Origin of the sequence: Streptomyces sp. 4F14 (genome assembly GCF_048159485.1) — a bacterium.
Taxonomy (GTDB): Bacteria; Actinomycetota; Actinomycetes; order Streptomycetales; family Streptomycetaceae; genus Streptomyces.
This window is the reverse complement of the sequence record NZ_JBLRVY010000008.1, coordinates 57487-76196: the sequence shown is the minus strand read 5'-3', so window position 1 is coordinate 76196 and position 18710 is coordinate 57487. Positions and strand designations below refer to the sequence as shown.

The window sequence follows — 18710 nt, the reverse complement described above, 5'->3', positions numbered from 1 at the left end:
GCCCCCCACCTGAAGCCGACGTTCATAACGTGAAAGGGACGCGGAGTCTTCGATGCTGGAATCTGGTACTCGATTTGTACGGCTTTCTCCCGAGCGCCTCGCCGGAGTGCGGCGGCGTGTCGGTGGCGATCACTCCGACCGGGCCATCAGTGAAGCGTGCGCCATCGGGCTGGAGTTCTGGGCCGGCGGGGCAGACCCCGAAGGCATCGAGCTGACGTCGGCGACCCTCTTCACCGACGTACTCGCCTGGGTCGGCAACCCCGAAGGGGACGCGTACGACATCGCCGTCCCCGACGGTGTCGACCCCGGCGACGCCCAGCTCGCCCTGGACGACCTCGCCGACTTCCCGGACCGGCCGCTCGGCACGATCGCCCCCTCCGGCGTGGCCGCGCGGCTCGCGCTCCTCGCGGAGTGGAACGACAACCGGGCCGACCGGGACCGCCCGACGATCGTCGAGATGTTCCGGGAGCAGGCGCGCACGAGGCCGGACGAGACGGCGATCGTCGACGAGCACCGTTCCCTGACGTACCGTCAAGCAGCCGAGCTGTCCAGCCAGTTGGCGCACCACCTGATCGAACGCGGGCTCACCGAGGAACAGGTCGTCGGCATCTCCCTCGGCCGCTCCGCCGAGATGGTGATCGGCCTGCTCGCCGTCCTCCAGGCGGGCGGCGCCTTCGTGCCGCTCGACCCCCAGTGGCCGGCCGCACGCCGGGCCGTGGTCATCGAGGACGCGCGGGCCGTGCTCCAGCTCAACGCGACCGGCGAGCACGACGCCGCCGAACCCCCCGCCGTGGCCGTCGACCTGGGGGAGTGGGCGTACGACACGTACCCCGCCGACGGCACAGGGATCACCGTCCCCGGCAACGGCCTCGCCTACGTCATCTTCACCTCCGGCTCCACCGGCCGCCCCAAGGGCGCGATGATCCGGCACGAGGCCATCAGCGAACGCCTGCTGTGGCAGGTCAACGAGATCCTGCACTTCGGCCACGACGACGCCTCCCTCTTCAAGGCGCCGCTCTCGTTCGACATCTCCATCAACGAGATCTTCCTCCCCCTGGTCAGCGGCGGACGCCTGGTCGTCCTGCGCCCCGGCGGCGAACGCGACCCCCACCACCTCCTCGGCGTCATCGCCGAACAGCGCGTCACCTTCACCTACTTGGTGTCGTCGATGCTGGACGTCCTGCTGGAGATGGCCGGCGACTCGGGGAGGCTGGACAGCCTGCGGCACGTGTGGTGCGGCGGCGAGGTCCTCACCCCGGAGCTGTACGAACGGTTCCGCACCAAGCTCGACATCCCCATGTACCACGGCTACGGCCCCGCCGAGACGACCATCGGCGTCTCCCACGTCATCTACCGGGGCAGGGCCGGACGCCTCACCACATCCATCGGCAAGGCCAACCCGAACACGCAACTCTACGTCCTGGACACCGAGTTGCGGCCGGTCCCGGTCGGCGTCGGCGGTGAACTCTACGTCGGCGGCTTCCTGTTGGGGCGCGGCTACGTCAACGCGCCCGCCCTGACGGCCTCCCGCTTCGTCGCCAACCCCTTCGCTGCGGACGGCTCCCGCCTCTACCGCACAGGAGACCTGGCGAGGTTCGCCCCCGACGGCTCCCTCGACTTCCTCGGCCGGGTGGACAACCAGATCAAGATCCGGGGCATGCGCCTGGAGCTGGAGGACGTCGAGGTCGGCCTCGCCGAACACCCCGGCGTCCGCTACACGTGCGTCGTCGCGAAGAAGAACTCGGCCGGCGGCACCTACCTCGACGGCTACGTCATCCCCTCCGCCGGACACGAGACGCTCACCGCCGACGAGGTCAAGGCGTGGGCGGCCGAGCACATGGTCGAGTACATGGTGCCGACCCACATCGTCGTGCTGTCCGAGTTCCCGCTCACCGCCAACGGCAAGCTCGACCGGAGGGCCCTGCCGGAGCCCGAGATCCGCACCGGCACGATCGTGCCGCCCGCCACCGAGGACGAACGGATCGTCTGCGCGGCCGTCGCCAAGGTGTTGCGCCTCGACGAGGTCGGCGTCAACCAGGACATCTTCCAACTCGGCGGCGACAGCATCCTCGCCATCTCCCTGCTCGGCGCCCTGCGCGAACAGGGGCTGCACGTCACCGCCCGCCAGATCTTCACGCACAGCGTCGTCGGCGCGCTCGCCGCCGTCGCCAGCCGCGAGGACGTCTCCGCGACGGACCACGCCGACGTCCCGACGGGCACCGTCACCGGCTCGCCCATCGTGCGCTGGCTCGGCGAGACCACGGACGCCGTCGACGGGTTCGTGCAGTCCGTCGTCCTCAACACCCCGGCCGAACTCACCGAGGACGCCCTCGACGCGGCGCTCACCGCGCTCGCCGAACGCCACGACATGCTCCGCGCCCGCCTGGTGAGGGACGGGAGTTGGGGCTTCGATGTCCCGCCCGCCCGCCGGGCCACGATCGACTGGCAGGAGAGCGGCCTCCCGCTGGAGGAATGCGTCACCCTCGCCACCGAAGGGCTCGACCCAGACGACGGCGTGATGCTGCGCGCGGTCTGGCGCCGCGAGGCACGCCAACTCGTCCTCGTCGCCCACCACGTCATCGTCGACGGCGTCTCCTGGCGCGTCCTGCGCGAAGACCTCGCCACCGCCTGGAGCCGGTACAGCTCCGGCGCGAACGTCGAACTCCCGCCCGTCGGCACGTCGTTCAGGCGGTGGACGCAGCTCCTGGAGCGCGCCGCCTTCGACGCCGACCGCGCCCACTACGAGCGGGAGCTGCCGGGACCGGACCAACTCCTCGGCAGGCGTGCCCTGTCGGCGGCCGACACGGTCGCGGACGAGCGGGTGCGCGTCCTCACCACCGACCCGAAGACCACCGCCGCCCTCCTCGGCGAGATCCCCGCAAAGTTCCACGCGGGTGTCAACGACGTCCTCCTCACCGCCCTCGCCGTCGCGCTGTCCCGGTTCCGGGCGGAGCGTGGCCAGGAGCAGACGTTCGCGCACATCGAGCTGGAGGGCCACGGCCGCGAGGCCCGCTTCGTCGCGGACTCCGCCGGGTTCGAACCCGAACTGTCGCGCACCGTCGGCTGGTTCACCACCCTGTTCCCGGTGACCGTCGACCCCGGCACCACCGACGACCTGGCCGCCGCACTCAAGGCCGTCAAGGAGGACCTCGCCCGCGTCCCGGGCAACGGCCTGTCCTACGGCGTCCTGCGCCACCTCCACGGCGCCGGCTTCACCGCCCCTGCCCCCCAGATCCTCTTCAACTACCTCGGCCGCTTCGACGCGGGCGCCGACGGCGACTGGGAACTCGCCGGGGCCACCGGCCAGTTGGGCGAGAAGCGCGACCCCGCGATGCGCCTCCCGCGTGCCCTGGAGTTCAACGCGATAGCCGAACCCGACCCGGACACCGGCGAGTTCCAGCTCGTGACCACCGTCTCCTGGCCGTCGGGCGTGTTCACCGACGACGACATCACGGCCCTCGGCGACCACTTCGCCGCCGCCCTCGCGGGACTCGCCGGGCTGGAGACGGGCGGCCACACCCCCAGCGACTTCGACCTCGTCCCCCTCACCCAGGCCGACGTGGACGCCTACGACGGCCCGCAGCTGAGGGACATCCTGCCGCTGACGCCGTTGCAGGAGGGCCTCTACTTCCACTCGGTCTTCGACGACGACTCCTCCGGCGCCTACGTCGAACAGCAACTCCTCACGCTGGAAGGGGAAGTGGACCCCGACCGCCTCAAGGCGGCCGCCACCCGCCTCCTCGACCTCTACCCCAACCTCGCCGCCCGCTTCACCGCCCTCGCCGACGGCCGCGTCGTCTCCGTCCTGGAGGGCGGCGTCCAGGCGCCGTTCACCGTCCTGGACCGCCCCGGCATCACCGACGCCGAACTCCACGACCTCGCCGAACGCGACCGGCGTGCCGGATTCGACCTGGCCGCGGGCCCGTTGATGCGCTACACCCTGGTCCGCGCCACCGACCGCACGGTCCTCGTCCAGACCGTCCACCACATCATCGCCGACGGCTGGTCCGTCCCCCCGATGCTGCGCGCGCTCCTCGCCGAGTACCACGCGCCCGGCAGCGTCTACCCGATCGGCGGCTTCGCCGACTACGTCCGCGCCCTCGCCGAACGGGACGCCGCCGAGACCGACCGGGTCTGGCGCGCGGAACTCGACGGCTTCACCGGCACCTCGCTGGTCGCCGAGGGCCACACGCCCTCCGACACGTTCGCCGAGGTCGCCGCCCCGGCCGGCATCGAGACACCCGGCGTACCCCTGAGCGTCGCCGTGCACAGCGCCTGGGCCGTCACCCTCGGCGGCGTCCTGCACAGCACGGACGTCGTCTTCGGCTCCACGGTCTCCGGCCGCGACGCCGACGTGCCCGGCATCGCGGACATGGTCGGCCTGTTCATCAACACGATTCCGGTTCGCGCCCGTTGGGACGCCACGACCTCCGCCGGCGACCTCCTCGCCGCCGTCCGCGAGCACCAGAGCGCCGTCCTCGCCCACCAGCACGTCTCCCTCTCCCGGATCGGCGCGGGCGCCCTCTTCGACACCCTCGTCGTCTTCGACATCGCGACCGACATCACCGCCCTGCGCCGCCCCGGCGACACCCTCGCCGTCACGGAGATCGTCAACGAGGGTGCCCCGCACTACCCGTTGACCCTGGTCGTCGAACGCGACCGCTTCAACCTCATCTACGACGCCGAGGTCCTCGGCGAACGCGACGCCCGCACCGTCCTGGACACCTTCACCTCGACCCTGACGGCGCTGCTCGCCGACCCGAACGCCCTTGTCGCCGGGGGCCGTTCCCAGGTGACCTCGGTCGAACCGACCTCCCTCGGCGCCCTCTTCGACACCGCAGCCCGGCGCGATCCCGGCGCGACCGCCGTCACTCAGATCGCCCTGGACGGCACGACCCGCTCTCTCACGTACGGCGAACTCTTGGCAGCGCAAGGCGAGTTGGCCAGCGCCCTGCGCGCCGCCGGCGTCGGTGCGGGCAAGCGGGTCGCCGTCGCCGTGCCCCGGTCGGCGGAACAGGTCGTCGCGCTGCTCGCGGTCGTCAGCGCGGGCGGGGCCTACGTCCCGCTCGACCTCGCCTACCCGGACGAGCGGCTGGAGCACATCCTCACCGACTCCGCCCCGCAGGTCGTCCTCGTGGACGGCGAACACCGCGACCGGTTCACGGAGTTGCTGGCCCGGACCGGCGTCGACGCCCGAGTGATCGTCCAGGGTGACGAACTCCCCCTGGACAGCGAGCCGTTCGAGGTCGGCTGGCACGACCCGGCGTACGTGATCTACACGTCCGGCTCGACCGGACAGCCCAAGGGCGTCGTCGTCCCGCACTCCAGTGTCGTGACGCTGCTCGCCAACACGCAGCCAGCGATGGGCTTCGGGCCCGACGACGTGTGGGTGCAGTTCCACTCGTACTCCTTCGACTTCGCGGTCTGGGAGCTGTGGGGGGCGCTGCTGCACGGGGGTGAACTGCTGGTGCCCGACTACGGGTTGACGCGGTCGCCGGTCGACTTCCACCGGATGGTGCGCGAGCGCGGGGTGACGGTGCTGAACCAGACCCCGTCCGCCTTCTACCAGTTCGTCGAGGCCGACCGGCAGTCCGGGGAGGCGTTGCCCGCGCTACGCCGGGTCATCTTCGGCGGCGAGGCGCTCGACCTAGGGCGGCTCAGGGGGTGGGTCCAGCGGCATGGCGTGCGGTCGCCCGAACTCGTCAACATGTACGGGATCACCGAGACGACCGTGCACGTCACCCACCGGGTGCTGGACGACGAGGACTTCGGGACCGACGTCAGCCCGATCGGCGGGCCTATACCGGGGCTCGTGACCTACCTCCTCGACGAGCGGCTGAGGCCGGTGCCGCCGGGCAAGGTGGGGGCGATCTACGTCGCCGGGGACCAGGTGTCCCTGGGGTACCTCGGGCGGGCCGGGCTCACGGCGGGGCGGTTCGTCGCCGACCCCTTCACGGGGAACGGGTCGCGGATGTACCACACCGGGGACCTGGCACGCCGGACGCTCGGCGGGGAGCTGGAGTTCGCCGGGCGGGCCGACGATCAGGTCCAACTCAAGGGGTTCCGCATCGAGTTGGGTGAGGTCGAGGCCGCCGTACGTGAGGTCGACGGGGTGACCGACGTCGCCGTGACCGTCGCGGACAGCGGGGACCATCTTGTCGCGCACGTCGTCGGGCGGGTGCCCGGGGACCTCGCCGAGCGGCTCGCCGTGAAGCTGCCGGTGCACATGGTGCCGGGGCGGGTGCTGACGGCCGACGCGCTGCCGTTGACGGTGAACGGGAAGCTGGACCGGAAGGCGCTGGTGGCGCGGGCGGCCGAGGAAACGGCTGCTTTTGAAGGCTCTGGGGCCAGCGCCGGCCCTGCTGCCCCCGGTGCCGCCGCTGGAATCGCCGCCGCCGAGGGTTCGGCCCAGGCCCTCGACGCCATGATCCGCATCTTCGCCGACACCCTCCCCGGCGCCGACGTCGACGCCGACACCGACTTCTTCCGGGCCGGCGGTGACAGCATCGTCGCCATCACCGTCATCAACCGGGCGCGGGCCCTGGGCCTGGCCATCGCCCCCCGGGACGTCTTCCTCCTGCGGACACCGCGTGCGCTGGCGGAGCGCGTGAGCGTCCCCGTCGCCCCGAAGACGCCGGTCGTCGCGCAGGACGGCCCGCTCGTCCCGACCCCGATCATCCTCCGGCAGCGCCAACTCGGCGGCTCCCTCGCCCGGTTCGTCCAGGCGAGGACCCTCACCGCCCCCGAGGGCACCGGGTTCGCGGACGTCGAGCGGGCGGCGAAGGCCGTCGTCGCCGCACACCCGGCCCTGCGCCTGAGGCTCGCCACCGAGCACGGCGTCTGGACGCTCAGCACCGAACCCGGCGCCGAACTCACCGTCGTACGCGGCGACTCGGACCCGACGGACGCTGCGAACGGCCTCGCCGACCGCCTCGACCCCGAGGCCGGACGGGTCGCCGGGTTCGCGTGGCTGGCGGAGAGCCGGACGCTCGTCGTAGTCGTCCACCACCTCGCCGTGGACGCCGTGTCGTGGCTGATCCTCCTGGAGGACCTGGCAACGGCCCTCAGCGGCAAGGAGCTCGCCCCGCCGACGACGCCGTTCGCGCAGTACGCGGAAGCGCTCGCCACTCAGCAGGACACCGCCACTCTCGGCCACTGGATCACCACACTCGAAGCGCCCGAACTGGTCGACCGGCCAGGCGTGTTGCGCGAGACGACGGCTGTCCTGGAGGCCGACACCACCGACCGCCTCACCCGAACCGCCCCCGCCGCGCTCGGAGTCGACCTCACCGAACTCCTCGTCGGCGCCCTGCGCGTCGCGCTCACGGAGATCCAGCCCGAACCCACCGACCTGGCCGTGGAGTTGGAGCGCCACGGCCGGGTCCCCGTCCACGCCGACCACGACTACACGCGCACCGTCGGCTGGTTCACCTCCATCGCCCCGGTCCGCCTCACCGCGCACACCGACCCCGTCGAGGCCGCCCGCGAGGTCGCCGAGCGGCAGCCGGACGAGGACGGGCACGTCGCGTACGGCCGGCTGAGGTACCTGAACCCGCAGACGGCCCCCCTGCTCACCGCCCGCCCCCAGGTGCTGTTCAACTACCTGGGCCGGGGCAGCGAGGCGCAGGCCCTGCACCTCACTGCGGGCGACCAGGGCAGCCCGTACGCGGTCGAGGTGAACGCCTGGGTCGAACAGGACGGCCTGCACGCGGAGTTCATCCTCGCCGAGGGCGTCCCGGACACGATCACCGACGCGTGGACGACGGCCCTCACCCGCATCGCCGATGCCTCCGCGACCGCCGAGCGCACCGCGCCGGTCACCCCCCTCCAGCGCGGCCTGTTCTTCCAGGCCCAGTTGGCGGGGCAGGCCGGGCACTACGTCGCGCAGAGCTGGTTCACCTTCGAACGACGCCTGGACGCAGATCGGTTGGCCGACGCGATGGCCCAGGTCATCGACCGGCACCCGGTCGTCGGTGCGGGCTTCACCACCGACGACGACGGCAACCCGGTCCAAGTCCTCAAGGCGGGCAGGCGAGTCGACGTCCGGACGGTCCAACTGGCCTCCGCCGAAGAGGTGGACGCCTTCCGGACGGCGGACCGCGACGCCGGGTTCGACCCCGGCGAACCCCCGCTGATCCGGCTCACCATCGTGCAACTGCCCGACGGGCGCGACGGGTTGCTGCTCAGCTACCACCTCCTGCTGTGGGACGGCTGGTCGCGCGAGATCGTGCTCAGGGACCTCTTCGACGCGTACGCGGGTGAGCTGACCCAGTCTCCGGCGCCCAGCTTCGAGGAGTACGCGCGGACCCTGGCGTCGAAGGACACGGCTGTCTCCGAGCGGTTCTGGGCGGAGCAGTTGGCCGCCCTCCCCGGACCGACCCTCCTGGCCGGCCCGGCCCCCGAGCTGTCGACGGAGCTGCCCCCGACTCTCGTCCACACCCTGTCCCTCGATGACTCCGACCTCCTGCGCGAGGCCGCCAAGGCACACGGCGTCACCCTCAACTCCGTCCTCACCGGTGCCTTCGGGCTGCTGCTCGGCGCGCACACCGGCCGCAGTGACGCCGTGTTCGGCGTGACCGTGTCCGGGCGCGAGGGGGAGGGGCTGGACGAGATCGTGGGCGTCCTGCTCAACACCGTGCCGATGTGGACCCGGGCCCGCGCCCAGGACTCGGTGCGGGAGTACCTGGAGGGCGTGCAGTCGGCGCGGGTCGCGGCGATGGAGCACGAGCACCTCGGGCTCGGCGAGATCCAGCGGGCCAGCGGCCACGACACCCTCTTCGACAACCTGTTCGTGCTCCAGAACTTCCTGGACATGGACGCCTTCGCGGAGATGAACGCCCGGCACGGCATCGTCGAGGTCAAGGCCGACGACTCCACGCACTACCCGTACACGTGGGTCGTGACGCCGGGCGACCGGCTGACGGTCAAGCTGGAGCACCGGTACGGGAGTTCGGCCGACGCCCGGCGACTGCTGGACGGCTATCTGCGCGTCCTGCGCGACCTGGCCCGCGCGAGCGGACCCGTCGGCGCGCTGCCGGGACTCGGCGCCACACCCGTACCCGGCGTGAAGACCGACATCACCACGGACACGGTTGTCGACCGCTTCGACCAGGCCGCCGCGCGCACCCCCGAGCGGCTCGCCCTCGTCGCCGACGGCAAGACCCTGACCTTCGCGCAACTGCGGGACCGCAGCCGCGAGGTGGCGGGCGTGCTCGCCGCACGCGGGATCGGCCCGGAGACGAACGTCGGCCTCGCGGTCCCGCGTTCGCTGGACTCGATCGTCGCCCTGTTCGCCGTCCTGCGGGTCGGCGCGGCCTATGTGCCGCTGGAGCTGGACCACCCGGACGAGCGGATCGCGGCGATCGTCGAGGACGCGCGGCCTGACGTCATCCTGACCGTGTCCTCGGTGTCACCCCGCCTCAGCGGCGAACTCATCGAGCTGGACCGGCCGTTGCCGGACGCCGAGCCGTTCGTGACGTTCGCGCCGGACGACCCGAACCGGCTGCGGCACCCGGCGTACACGATCTACACCTCCGGTTCGACCGGCAAGCCCAAGGGCGTGGTGACCGAGTACGCGGGTCTCACCAACATGCTGATCAACCACCAACGCCGCATCTTCGAACCGGTGTTGGCCCAGCACGGGCACCGGGTGTTCCGGATCGCGCACACCGTGTCGTTCGCGTTCGACATGTCGTGGGAGGAGCTGCTGTGGCTCGCCGACGGGCACGAGGTGCACATCTGTGACGAGGAGCTGCGCCGGGACGCGCCCCGACTCGTCGCGTACTGCCTGGAGTTCGGGATCGACGTCATCAACGTCACCCCGACCTACGCGCAACAGCTCGTCGCCGAGGGCCTGTTGGACGACCCGGACCGGCGGCCCCCGCTCGTCCTGCTCGGCGGTGAGGCGGTGACGCCGACGCTGTGGCAGCGCCTCGACCGGACCGAGGGCACGGTCGGCTACAACCTGTACGGGCCGACCGAGTACACCATCAACACCCTCGGTGTCGGCACCTTCGAGTGCGCCGACCCGGTCGTGGGCGTCGCCATCGACAACACCGACGTCTACGTCCTCGACCCCTGGCTGAGGCCCCTGCCCGACGGTGTCCCCGGCGAGCTGTACGTCTCCGGCGTCGGCATCGCGCGCGGCTACCTCGGACAGCCGGGACAGACCGCGCACCGGTTCGTGGCCTGCCCGTTCGGGGAACCCGGCGAACGCATGTACCGCACCGGCGACCTGGTCGTCCGCCGGCCCGACGGCAACCTCATGTACCTCGGCCGCACCGACCAGCAGGTCAAGATCCGCGGCCACCGCGTCGAACTCGGCGAGGTGGAGGCCGTGTTCGCGGCGCACCCGGCGGTCCGGTTCGCCGCCGCCGTCGCGCAGCCCGACCCGCAGGTCGACGGCGCGTACCGGCTCGCCGCGTATCTCGTCCTGGACGGCGCCGAATTGGCGGATGTCGCGGCCGAGGTCGGCGCCGGACTCCCCGACTTCCTGCGGCCCACGCACTACGCGCAGGTCGACGGCATCCCGTTGACCGTCAACGGGAAGGCTGACACGAAGGCGCTGCCCGAGGCACGGCCGCTCGGCGCGCTGACCACGGCGGGGGAGCGCGGACCCGAGACCGAGACCGAAACCCTGGTCTGCGAGTTCTTCGCCGAAGCCCTGGACCTGGACGACGACGAGGTGAGTGCGGTGAGCGACTTCGTGTCCCTCGGGGGACACTCGATGCTGGCGGTACGCCTGATCGGGCTGCTCCGCCGCGAGTTCGGCCCCGTCGTGACCATCCGAGACCTGTTCACCCTGCGTACCCCCGAAGCGATTGCCCGCCACCTCGATGACAACTCCTGACCCCCAGCAGCCCCGCACCGGGGCCGACATCCTGCGCACCGCGCTGCGCCGCAACGTCGGCGCGATGGCCGGCGGCACCTTCCTCATGGGCCTCTACCAGGCCGGGGAGACCGCCTTCCCCATCGCGCTCGGCCTCATCGTGGAACACACGATGCGCGACCGGAGCCTCGACAAGCTCGGCATCTCCATCGCCGCGCTCGCCGTGATCATCACGACCGTGTCCCTGTCGTGGCGGTTCGGCATGCGCATCCTCCAGAAGGCCAACACGACCGAGGCGCACCGCTGGCGCGTCGCGGTCGCAGCCTGCGGCCTCCAGCCCGTCGCCCGCGACGTCGACCTGAAGTCCGGCGAGGTCCTCACCGTCGCCACCGAGGACGCCGACCAGACCGCCGACATCATCGAGGTCGTCCCCCTCCTCATCAGCTCCGTCGTCTCCCTCCTCATCGCCGCGATCGCCCTCGGACTCGCCGACCTGCGGCTCGGACTGCTGGTCATCGCCGGGTCCGCCGCGATCCTGACCGTCCTGTCGATCATGTCCAAACGGATCGGGTCGAGTACGCAGGAGCAGCAGGCCCGGGTCGCCCGCGCCGGTGCGAAGGTCGCCGACCTCATCACCGGTCTGCGCCCGCTGCACGGCTTCGGCGGCAACCACGCGGCCTTCCGCTCCTACCGGGCGGTCAGCACCGAGGCCAAGCAGCAGGCGGTGACCGTCGCCCGCGTCAACGGGATCTACGCCGGTACGGCCCTCGCCCTCAACGCGGTCCTCGCCGCCGCCGTCACCCTCACCGCCGGGTGGCTCGCCTTCGAGGGCCGTATCAACATCGGCGAGCTGGTGATGGCCGTCGGCCTCGCGCAGTTCATCATGGAGCCGCTGAAACTCTTCTCCGAGATGCCCAAGTACGTGATGATCGCGCGCGCTTCGGCCGCCCGGATGTCCCTGGTCCTGTCGGCTCCGCCGGTGACGACCCCGGGTTCCGCGACCCCGTCCGCCGGCGGCGACCTGGAGATCGACCGCGTCCGGTACGGGGCGCTGCGCGACCTCAAGTTCCAGGTGAAGGCGGGCGAGTTCGTCGCCGTCGCCGCCTACCAGCCGCGCGCCGCCGCCGACTTGGTGTCCGTCCTCGCGGTGAACGTCCCGCCGGACGGGTACGAGGGGGAGGTCCGCGTCGACGGGTCCGCGCTCGGGGAGCTGTCGGTGGAGGGGGTGCGCGCACATCTGCTCGTGAACCCCTACGACGGGGAGATCTTCGCCGGAACCCTGCGCTCCAACATCGACCCGTCCGGGACCAGCAGCAGTATCGACGAGGCCGTCGAGGCGTCCCTGCTGACCGACGTCGTCGCCCTGCACAAGGAGGGCCTCGACTACCCGGTCCGCGACCGGGGCGCCAACCTGTCCGGCGGCCAGCGTCAACGGCTGTCGCTGGCACGGGCGTTGGCCGCCGACACGGACGTACTCGTGCTGCACGATCCGACGACCGCCGTGGACGCGGTCACCGAACAGCTCATCGCGCGCCGGGTCGCGGAGCTCCGCAGGGGGCGGACGACGCTGGTGATCACCAGCAGTCCCGCGCTGCTCGATGCCGCCGACCGGGTGCTGGTGCTGGACGACGGGGCGGTCACGGCGGAGGACACGCACCGGAATCTGCTGGCGACGGACGAGGCGTACTGCGCGGCTGTGGCGCGGTAGTCACGAGCCTTGTGGCGAAGGGCCGTTGCGGGAGTGTCCGCGACGGCCCTTCGTACGTATGTCGAGGGTCTCTACCTCAGCACCCACCCCACGTCCCGCACCAACGCCCCCCGCCACCCCGCCCGGTCGTGATCCGCGGCCGCCCGCGACACCCGCACCTCCGCCCCGGCCCCCTCCACCAACTCCTCCACCAGCCCGCAGTGCGGCAGCATCGCCCGCTCGTGCTCCCCGACGTCGAACGCGACCCGCAGCCCGTCCAGCCGGCCCGCTTCCCGTACCAGGTCCGCCATCGAGCCCCCGACCACCCCGCCCAGCGGATCGGCGGACCCGATGGCCTCGGGCGTCCACCAGAACGACCCCGACTGACAGGCCACCCCGGACACCAACTCGGGGAACTCCAGGGCCCCGTAGAGCGCGCTGAGCCCCCCGAGGCTCTGTCCCACGGCGACGAGGCGGGAGGCGTCGGCGGGGACGCCCGACTCGGCGATCAGCGGCAGCAGTTCGTCGTCGACGGCCTCCCACAGCTCGCGGCGGCACGTGTACTCGGCCTCGCGGTCCTTGGCCGGGAGGAAGGCGAGGGTGACCGGCGGCAGCTCACCGGCCGCGTGGGCGGCGTCGAACGCGGTCGTCGCGGGGTGCAGGTACAGCCAGTCGTCGCCGTCGAGGAGCAGCACCAACGGTCCGCCCCCGCCCACCGGATGGAGCCGCACGGTACGCCGCCCCCCGAGCCGCTCACTGGCCCAGCGGACGCGGGCCCGCGGCACCGGCAGCACCGCGTCCGCCCCCACGGCGGGCCAGTACGGCTGCGCCGGGGCGTCCGGCGTCGCCGCGATCGACCGGTCGCCCCCGGCGCCGAAGGGGTTGAAGGGATCGGCGTGCGCCTCGTCGCCGACGAGGAACTGGTAGGTGACGCGCAGGCGTTCGGGCATCGCGACCTCGGCGTACCAGCAGTCCGTGCCGGCCCACCGGGTCAGCGCGACCGGCTCCGACCAGCTCTCGAAGCCGATCCGGGCCCCGTCGCCGCGTTCGTCGCCGCGCCACAGGAACAGGGTGCGCCAACCCCCCTCGTCGGGCACCGACGTCGGGCCCGTCACGGCCGTCCAGAACGCGTCGGTGCCGACCTCGCCGTGGAGCCCGTACTCGGTGAAGGCGTTGTCGGCCACGGCAGGTGTCTCCTTGTGAGCGGGGAGGGGACAGACTAGGCTCAGCCTGAATTAGGCGAGCCTAACCTAACGCTGACGCCCGTTTCCAGGAGGTCCGGAAGATGAGCACCAACCCGTTCGACGACACCGAAGGCCGTTTCCTGGTCCTGGTGAACGACGAGGGGCAGCACTCCCTGTGGCCGTCCTTCGCGGAGGTCCCCGGCGGCTGGACGGTCGCGTTCGGCGAGGACTCCCGGGACGCGTGCGTCGCGTACGTCGAGGCCAACTGGACGGACCTGCGCCCGCGTTCGCTGGCGAGCTGAACCGGCGGGCCGGGTTTGGCAGTGGGCTTAGGTAAGGCTAACCTTGCTTCGCTCGTCGAGACGGCAGTGCTCGTACGACGCGACAGAGGAAGGACACGCCTTGACCCTGGCCACCCCCCACCCGGCCCCCTTCGCCGCCCCTTCGCCGGTCTCCCTCGTACGCTCCGCCCGCCGGGACGACGCCGCACAACTCGCCGCGCTGTCCCGCCCGTTCGTCCTCTCCGGGGCGCTGCGCGAGCGTCCGGCGGACCTGTACGCCGCCCATGCCGCCGAGTTCCTCGTCGTCGAGTCCCTCGCGGGTCGACTCGACGGCTGCGTGGGCCTGAAGGCGTACGGCGAGGCCGGGGTGCTCTACAACTTCTGCGTGACGCAGGACCGTCAGGGCACCGGAGTGGGCGGCCGTCTGATGGAGGCGGCGCTGGAGCGGGCCCAACTCCTCGACCTCACCGCCCTGTTCACGGCGACGGCGGGCGGCGGCGCGCTCTTCCTCAGGCACGGTTTCACCCCGGCGGGCGCGGACGCGCGGACCCCGCCCGGCTGGCAGCCGAGGCAGGGCTCGCGCGTCCTGGTCCACCACGTCCGGTAGGACGGCTCACGCGTCCGGAACCACCGTCGTACCCCCCTCGCCCTCCAGCAGGCTGCGGACGACCGCGTGCGGCACCCGCCCGTCGATCACCTGGGCCCGCCGCACCCCCGCCCGCACCGCCCTGAGGCACCCCTCCATCTTCGGCAGCATCCCGCTCGCCAACTCCGGCAGCAGCACGTCGAGTTCGCTGACCGTCAGCCGGGACACGACCTCCTCGCAGCGCGGCCAGTCCGCGTACAGCCCCGGCACATCGGTCAGCACCACCAGGCGTTCGGCGTCGAGGGCCGAGGCGAGCGCGGAGGCGGCGAGGTCGGCGTTGACGTTGTAGACCTCGCCGCCGACACCGCGCGCGACCGGCGAGACGACGGGGATGCGGCCCTGGTCGAGGAGCGCGCGCACGGTGTCCGGGTTGACGTCGACGACCTCCCCGACGAGCCCGATGTCCACCGGGCGGCCGTCCACCCACGCGGGCCGCCGCTCGGCGGTCATCGTGTGGGCGTCCTCGCCGGTCAGGCCGACCGCGAAGGGGCCGTGCGCGTTGATGGAGCCGACCAGTTCGCGCTGCACGCGCCCGGTGAGGACCATCCGCACCACCTCCATCGTCTCCGGCGTCGTCACCCTCAGGCCCGACTCGAAGCGGGTCTCCAGGCCGAGCCGGTCGAGCATCGCGCTGATCTGCGGGCCGCCGCCGTGCACGACGACCGGCCGGACCCCGGCCCGCCACAGTCCGACGACGTCCTCGGCGAAGGTGCGCCGGAGATCGTCGTCGACCATGGCGTTGCCGCCGAACTTGACGACGACCACACCGCCTCGCAGCCCCTGCGGCAGGGGTGCGAGGGTTTCCCGGGCAGCGGTCACGCTGAGAGCCTGTGTCACCTCCCCGGCCGGGCTCCCACCGTCTGGCACGCGCGCTCGCGGCGTTGCCGAAACGCCCACGTGGCTCCGCCACGAGGACGCTTCGGCGCCTTGCGATCGCACGCACCAGACGGCGTGCGCTGATCCGGCCGGGGAGGTGACACAGGCTCTCACGGGGCCACTCCATTCATGGACGGGCCCGCCTCGTGGGCGGGCTCTGGGACGGTCGTACCACTCGGTGGTGTCCGGATCGCGAACTCCGGGGGTCTCACGCCTCCCGCCGGCCGCGGCGCAGCAGCAGGTCGCGGACGAGGGCGTCGGTCGTACGGACGACGCTCCCGCGCGCGCTCCACCTGAGGGCGATGGTGTGTTCCTCGGCGGAGAAGGCGGCGACGGCGTCGGCGGCGACGAAGGGCTCGATGCCGTTCATCGCGGCGTCGGCGGCGGTCAGCAGGACGCCCTGGTGGGCGTACATCCCGCAGACGACGAGCTGGTCGCGGCCCTCCTCGCGCAGGAGCCGGCCGAGGTGGCTGCGGAGGAAGGCGTTGGGGCGGGCGCCGCCGAGGAGGTGCTCGCCGGGGCGTGGGGTGAGCGGCGCGAGGACGGGGCCGCCGGAGTCCTCCGCGCTGAAGACGACCGGCATGCCGAGCGCGCCGGCCAGTTCGCGCAGCGCGGTGACGTTCTCGACGAGCTCCACGACGGGGGACTTCCCGGCGGGGAACGCCTCGACGAAACGGTCCTGCATGCCGTGGACCAGCAGGGCGCCGCGCGCCGGATCGAGGGTCCACGACACGTGCGAGAGGGGGAGCGCGGAGGCGTCCGGCATCGGATAGGGGGCGATGCTCGGCTGGCCCATGGGCGGTTCCCTCCCCGTGCGACACGAACCCCGGCTGGATCATGAGGCTACCGGAGTTATTAGGTTAGCCTAAACTAACTATCGTCAGGTGGTTTCTGTCATCTCCCGTACCGGCCCCGTTCACAAGTGGGCTGAAACATGACGCTGTTTGATGTTCCGGATACTTCGCCCCTCAGGAAGCACAGCGCCATGAACCAGACCACCCCCGGCGGTCCGGCCCGCCGTTCGGTCCTCGCGGCCGGCGCCGCCACCGCCGCCGCGGCGGCCGTCCCGCTGACCGTCGCCGCCCCCGCCGAGGCGGCGCCGCGCGCCGAGGTCACCGTCACCTCCCCGAAGGGCACGGTCACCCTCACCCTGGACGTCAGCGGCGCCCCCACGTACTCCATCAGCGTCCACGGCACGGTCGTCGTCCCGCCCAGCCCCCTCGGCCTCACCCTGGACGACGCCGACTTCACCACCGCCCTCACCGTCACCGCCCCGGGCCGCACCCGGCACACCCACGTCCGGTACGAACTCCTCCAGGGCAAGGTCTCCCGGGTCCGCAAGACCGCCGCCACCCGGACCGTCGGCCTGCGCAACGCCCAAGGGCTCGCCGTCCAGGCCGAGTTGCGGGCGGACGAGGAGGGCGCCGCGTTCCGGCTGCGGTTCCCCGACCGGGGCGCGCACGCCGTGACGAGCGAGGCGACCGGCCTCACGCTGACCGTACCGGCCGACGGCGGCGCCCAGTTCACCCTGCCGTACACCCTGAAGACCCCCAAGTACCAGGAGTGGTACGTCCCGCGCGCCGACCACACCACCCCGGTCCTCGGCAAGGCGACCACCTCCACGGGCGGCGCCTCCTTCCCGCTCCTCGCCCGCACGGTCGCCGCCGACGGGCACACCTGGTGGGTGCTGGCCAGCGAGTCCGGCACCGACGGGACGTACCCCGCCTGCCACTTGACGCAGCCGGTTGTTCAAAAGGGCCAGGTCACCTACTCCATCGCGTTCCCCGCCGACGACGAGGCCCTCGGCAACCTCGGCCCCGGCGCACCCCGCGTCAGCGGCGCCTGGCACACGCCGTGGCGGTTCGTCGCCGTCGCGAAGGACCCGGCGGCCCTCGCCGACACCACGCTCGCGACCGACCTCGCCGTGCCCTGCGCCGTCCCCGACACCTCGTGGATCAAACCCGGTGCCGCGTCGTTCAGTTGGCTCACCGCGCACGACAGCCCGACCAGCTTCGAGCAGACCCTGCGCTGGTTCGACCTCGCCAAGGCGATGGGCTGGCCCTACGCGCTCGTCGACGCCAAGTGGGACCGGATGACCGACGCGAGCGGGACACACGTACCGCTGGAACGGATCGTCGCCGAGGCGGACGAGCGCGGGCTCAAGCTGTTCCTCTGGTTCAACTCCGGTGGCCAGAACAACGATTCGGCCAGCACGCCCCGTGACCGGATCGCCGACCGGGCCACCCGCCGGGACACCTTCCGCGAGCTCGCCGGCCTCGGCGTCGCCGGCGTCAAGGCCGACGTCTGGCAGAGCGACAAGCAGCAGCTCATCACCCGGCAGCGCGAACTCCTCGAAGACGCAGCCGAGTTCAGGCTCCACATCGTCCTGCACAACACGACCGTCCCGCGCGGCTGGGACCGCACCTACCCCCACCTCCTCGGCGTCGAGGCGGGCATCGCCAGCGAGTACTACGCCAACGCCAAGCCGTACGCCGACCAGATCCCCGAACAGACCACCATCGCCGCCATCACCCGCAACGCGGTCGGCGCCTTCGACTACGGCACCACCCTGCTCTCCCCGTACGTCGACCCCGCGAACCCGCGCCGCACCACCGCCGCGCACGAACTCGCCCTCACCGTCGTCTACCAGTCCGGCTTCAACGGCTACGCCGACAGCCCCGACACCTACCTCGCCCAACCCGCCGCCGTACGCGAGCTGTTGAGCACGGTCCCGGTCGCCTGGGACGAGACCCGGCACCTGTCCGCCGACCCCGGCGGCCACGTCGTCGTCGCCCGCCGCAAGGGGCGCACCTGGTACGTCGCCGGCGTCAACGGCCGCACCACGTCCATCGCGCCGGGCCTCGACTCGAAGGCCGCCGGCTACCTCCCGGCGACCGGTGAGGCCCGGGAGTTCGAAGTCGCCCTGAAGGACCTGGGGTTGGCGCGGGGAACGGCACGCCTGTTCACGGACACGTCGGCGACGGACGGGACGCTGCGCGTGAGCACCCGGCACGCCTCGAAGTTCACCGTGCCGACAGCACCGTTCGGCGGATTCGTCCTCGTCGTCGACTGAAAAGCGTCGTCAGCTGAAAGAGCGTCGTCAACGGAAAAAGCGCGGTCCCCTCCGGTTGTCCCTCAGCACGAGGGGACCGCGTGACCTCCCAGACAGGAAGGCGCGACGCCAAGAGCAGGCGTGCGCCTCCCATGG

8 protein-coding genes are annotated in these 18710 nt (G+C 72.0%); 5 read left to right on the top strand and 3 right to left on the bottom strand.

Annotated elements, in window-relative coordinates:
- The first annotated feature begins 52 nt into the window (after window positions 1-52).
- Together ACLZOT_RS15685 and ACLZOT_RS15680 are read left to right on the top strand one after the other, a co-directional pair.
- Window positions 53-10849: an amino acid adenylation domain-containing protein gene (locus ACLZOT_RS15685; RefSeq protein ID WP_416969503.1), complete on the top strand. Its 10797-nt coding sequence runs from the start codon at window positions 53-55 to the stop codon at window positions 10847-10849.
- Window positions 10836-12536 carry an ABC transporter ATP-binding protein gene (locus ACLZOT_RS15680; protein ID WP_416969502.1) on the top strand — a complete coding sequence of 567 codons (1701 nt, stop codon included), beginning with the start codon at window positions 10836-10838 and terminating at the stop codon, window positions 12534-12536. The genes ACLZOT_RS15685 and ACLZOT_RS15680 overlap by 14 nt, the downstream gene beginning before the upstream one ends.
- A 71-nt stretch (window positions 12537-12607) precedes the next feature.
- Here ACLZOT_RS15680 and ACLZOT_RS15675 read toward each other — a convergent pair whose 3' ends face one another.
- Entirely contained in the window at window positions 12608-13699 is a 1092-nt protein-coding gene (locus tag ACLZOT_RS15675) for an alpha/beta hydrolase-fold protein (protein ID WP_416969501.1), read from the bottom strand.
- A gap of 101 nt (window positions 13700-13800) precedes the next feature.
- On the opposite strand from ACLZOT_RS15675, the gene ACLZOT_RS15670 reads away from it, so the two are divergent.
- Window positions 13801-14001 carry an MbtH family protein gene (locus ACLZOT_RS15670; protein ID WP_416969500.1) on the top strand — a complete coding sequence of 67 codons (201 nt, stop codon included), beginning with the start codon at window positions 13801-13803 and terminating at the stop codon, window positions 13999-14001.
- Between the two features lie 100 nt (window positions 14002-14101).
- Window positions 14102-14587 carry a GNAT family N-acetyltransferase gene (locus ACLZOT_RS15665; protein ID WP_416969499.1) on the top strand — a complete coding sequence of 162 codons (486 nt, stop codon included), beginning with the start codon at window positions 14102-14104 and terminating at the stop codon, window positions 14585-14587.
- A 6-nt stretch (window positions 14588-14593) separates the two neighbouring features.
- On the opposite strand, the gene argB is transcribed toward ACLZOT_RS15665, so the two are convergent.
- On the bottom strand, window positions 14594-15445 hold the full coding sequence (argB, locus tag ACLZOT_RS15660) for an acetylglutamate kinase (RefSeq protein WP_416969498.1): 852 nt from the start codon (window positions 15443-15445) through the stop codon (window positions 14594-14596).
- Between the two features lie 265 nt (window positions 15446-15710).
- A complete protein-coding gene (locus ACLZOT_RS15655) occupies window positions 15711-16298 on the bottom strand; it encodes an isochorismatase family protein (protein WP_416969497.1) in 588 nt (195 codons plus the stop codon).
- 189 nt (window positions 16299-16487) lie between these two features.
- On the opposite strand from ACLZOT_RS15655, the gene ACLZOT_RS15650 reads away from it, so the two are divergent.
- Window positions 16488-18575 (top strand): glycoside hydrolase family 97 catalytic domain-containing protein, encoded by a 2088-nt coding sequence (locus ACLZOT_RS15650; protein ID WP_416969496.1) that lies wholly within the window; start codon window positions 16488-16490, stop codon window positions 18573-18575.
- Window positions 18576-18710 lie beyond the last annotated feature (135 nt).

Excerpts from the sequence above, each read along its gene's own strand:
- ACLZOT_RS15680 (WP_416969502.1), top strand. The coding sequence starts at position 10,836 with ATGACAACTCCTGACCCCCAGCAGCCCCGCACCGGGGCCGACATCCTG.
- ACLZOT_RS15670 (WP_416969500.1), top strand. The coding sequence starts at position 13,801 with ATGAGCACCAACCCGTTCGACGACACCGAAGGCCGTTTCCTGGTCCTG.
- ACLZOT_RS15655 (WP_416969497.1), bottom strand. The coding sequence starts at position 16,298 with ATGGGCCAGCCGAGCATCGCCCCCTATCCGATGCCGGACGCCTCCGCG.
- ACLZOT_RS15650 (WP_416969496.1), top strand. The coding sequence starts at position 16,488 with ATGAACCAGACCACCCCCGGCGGTCCGGCCCGCCGTTCGGTCCTCGCG.
- ACLZOT_RS15685 (WP_416969503.1), top strand. The coding sequence starts at position 53 with ATGCTGGAATCTGGTACTCGATTTGTACGGCTTTCTCCCGAGCGCCTC.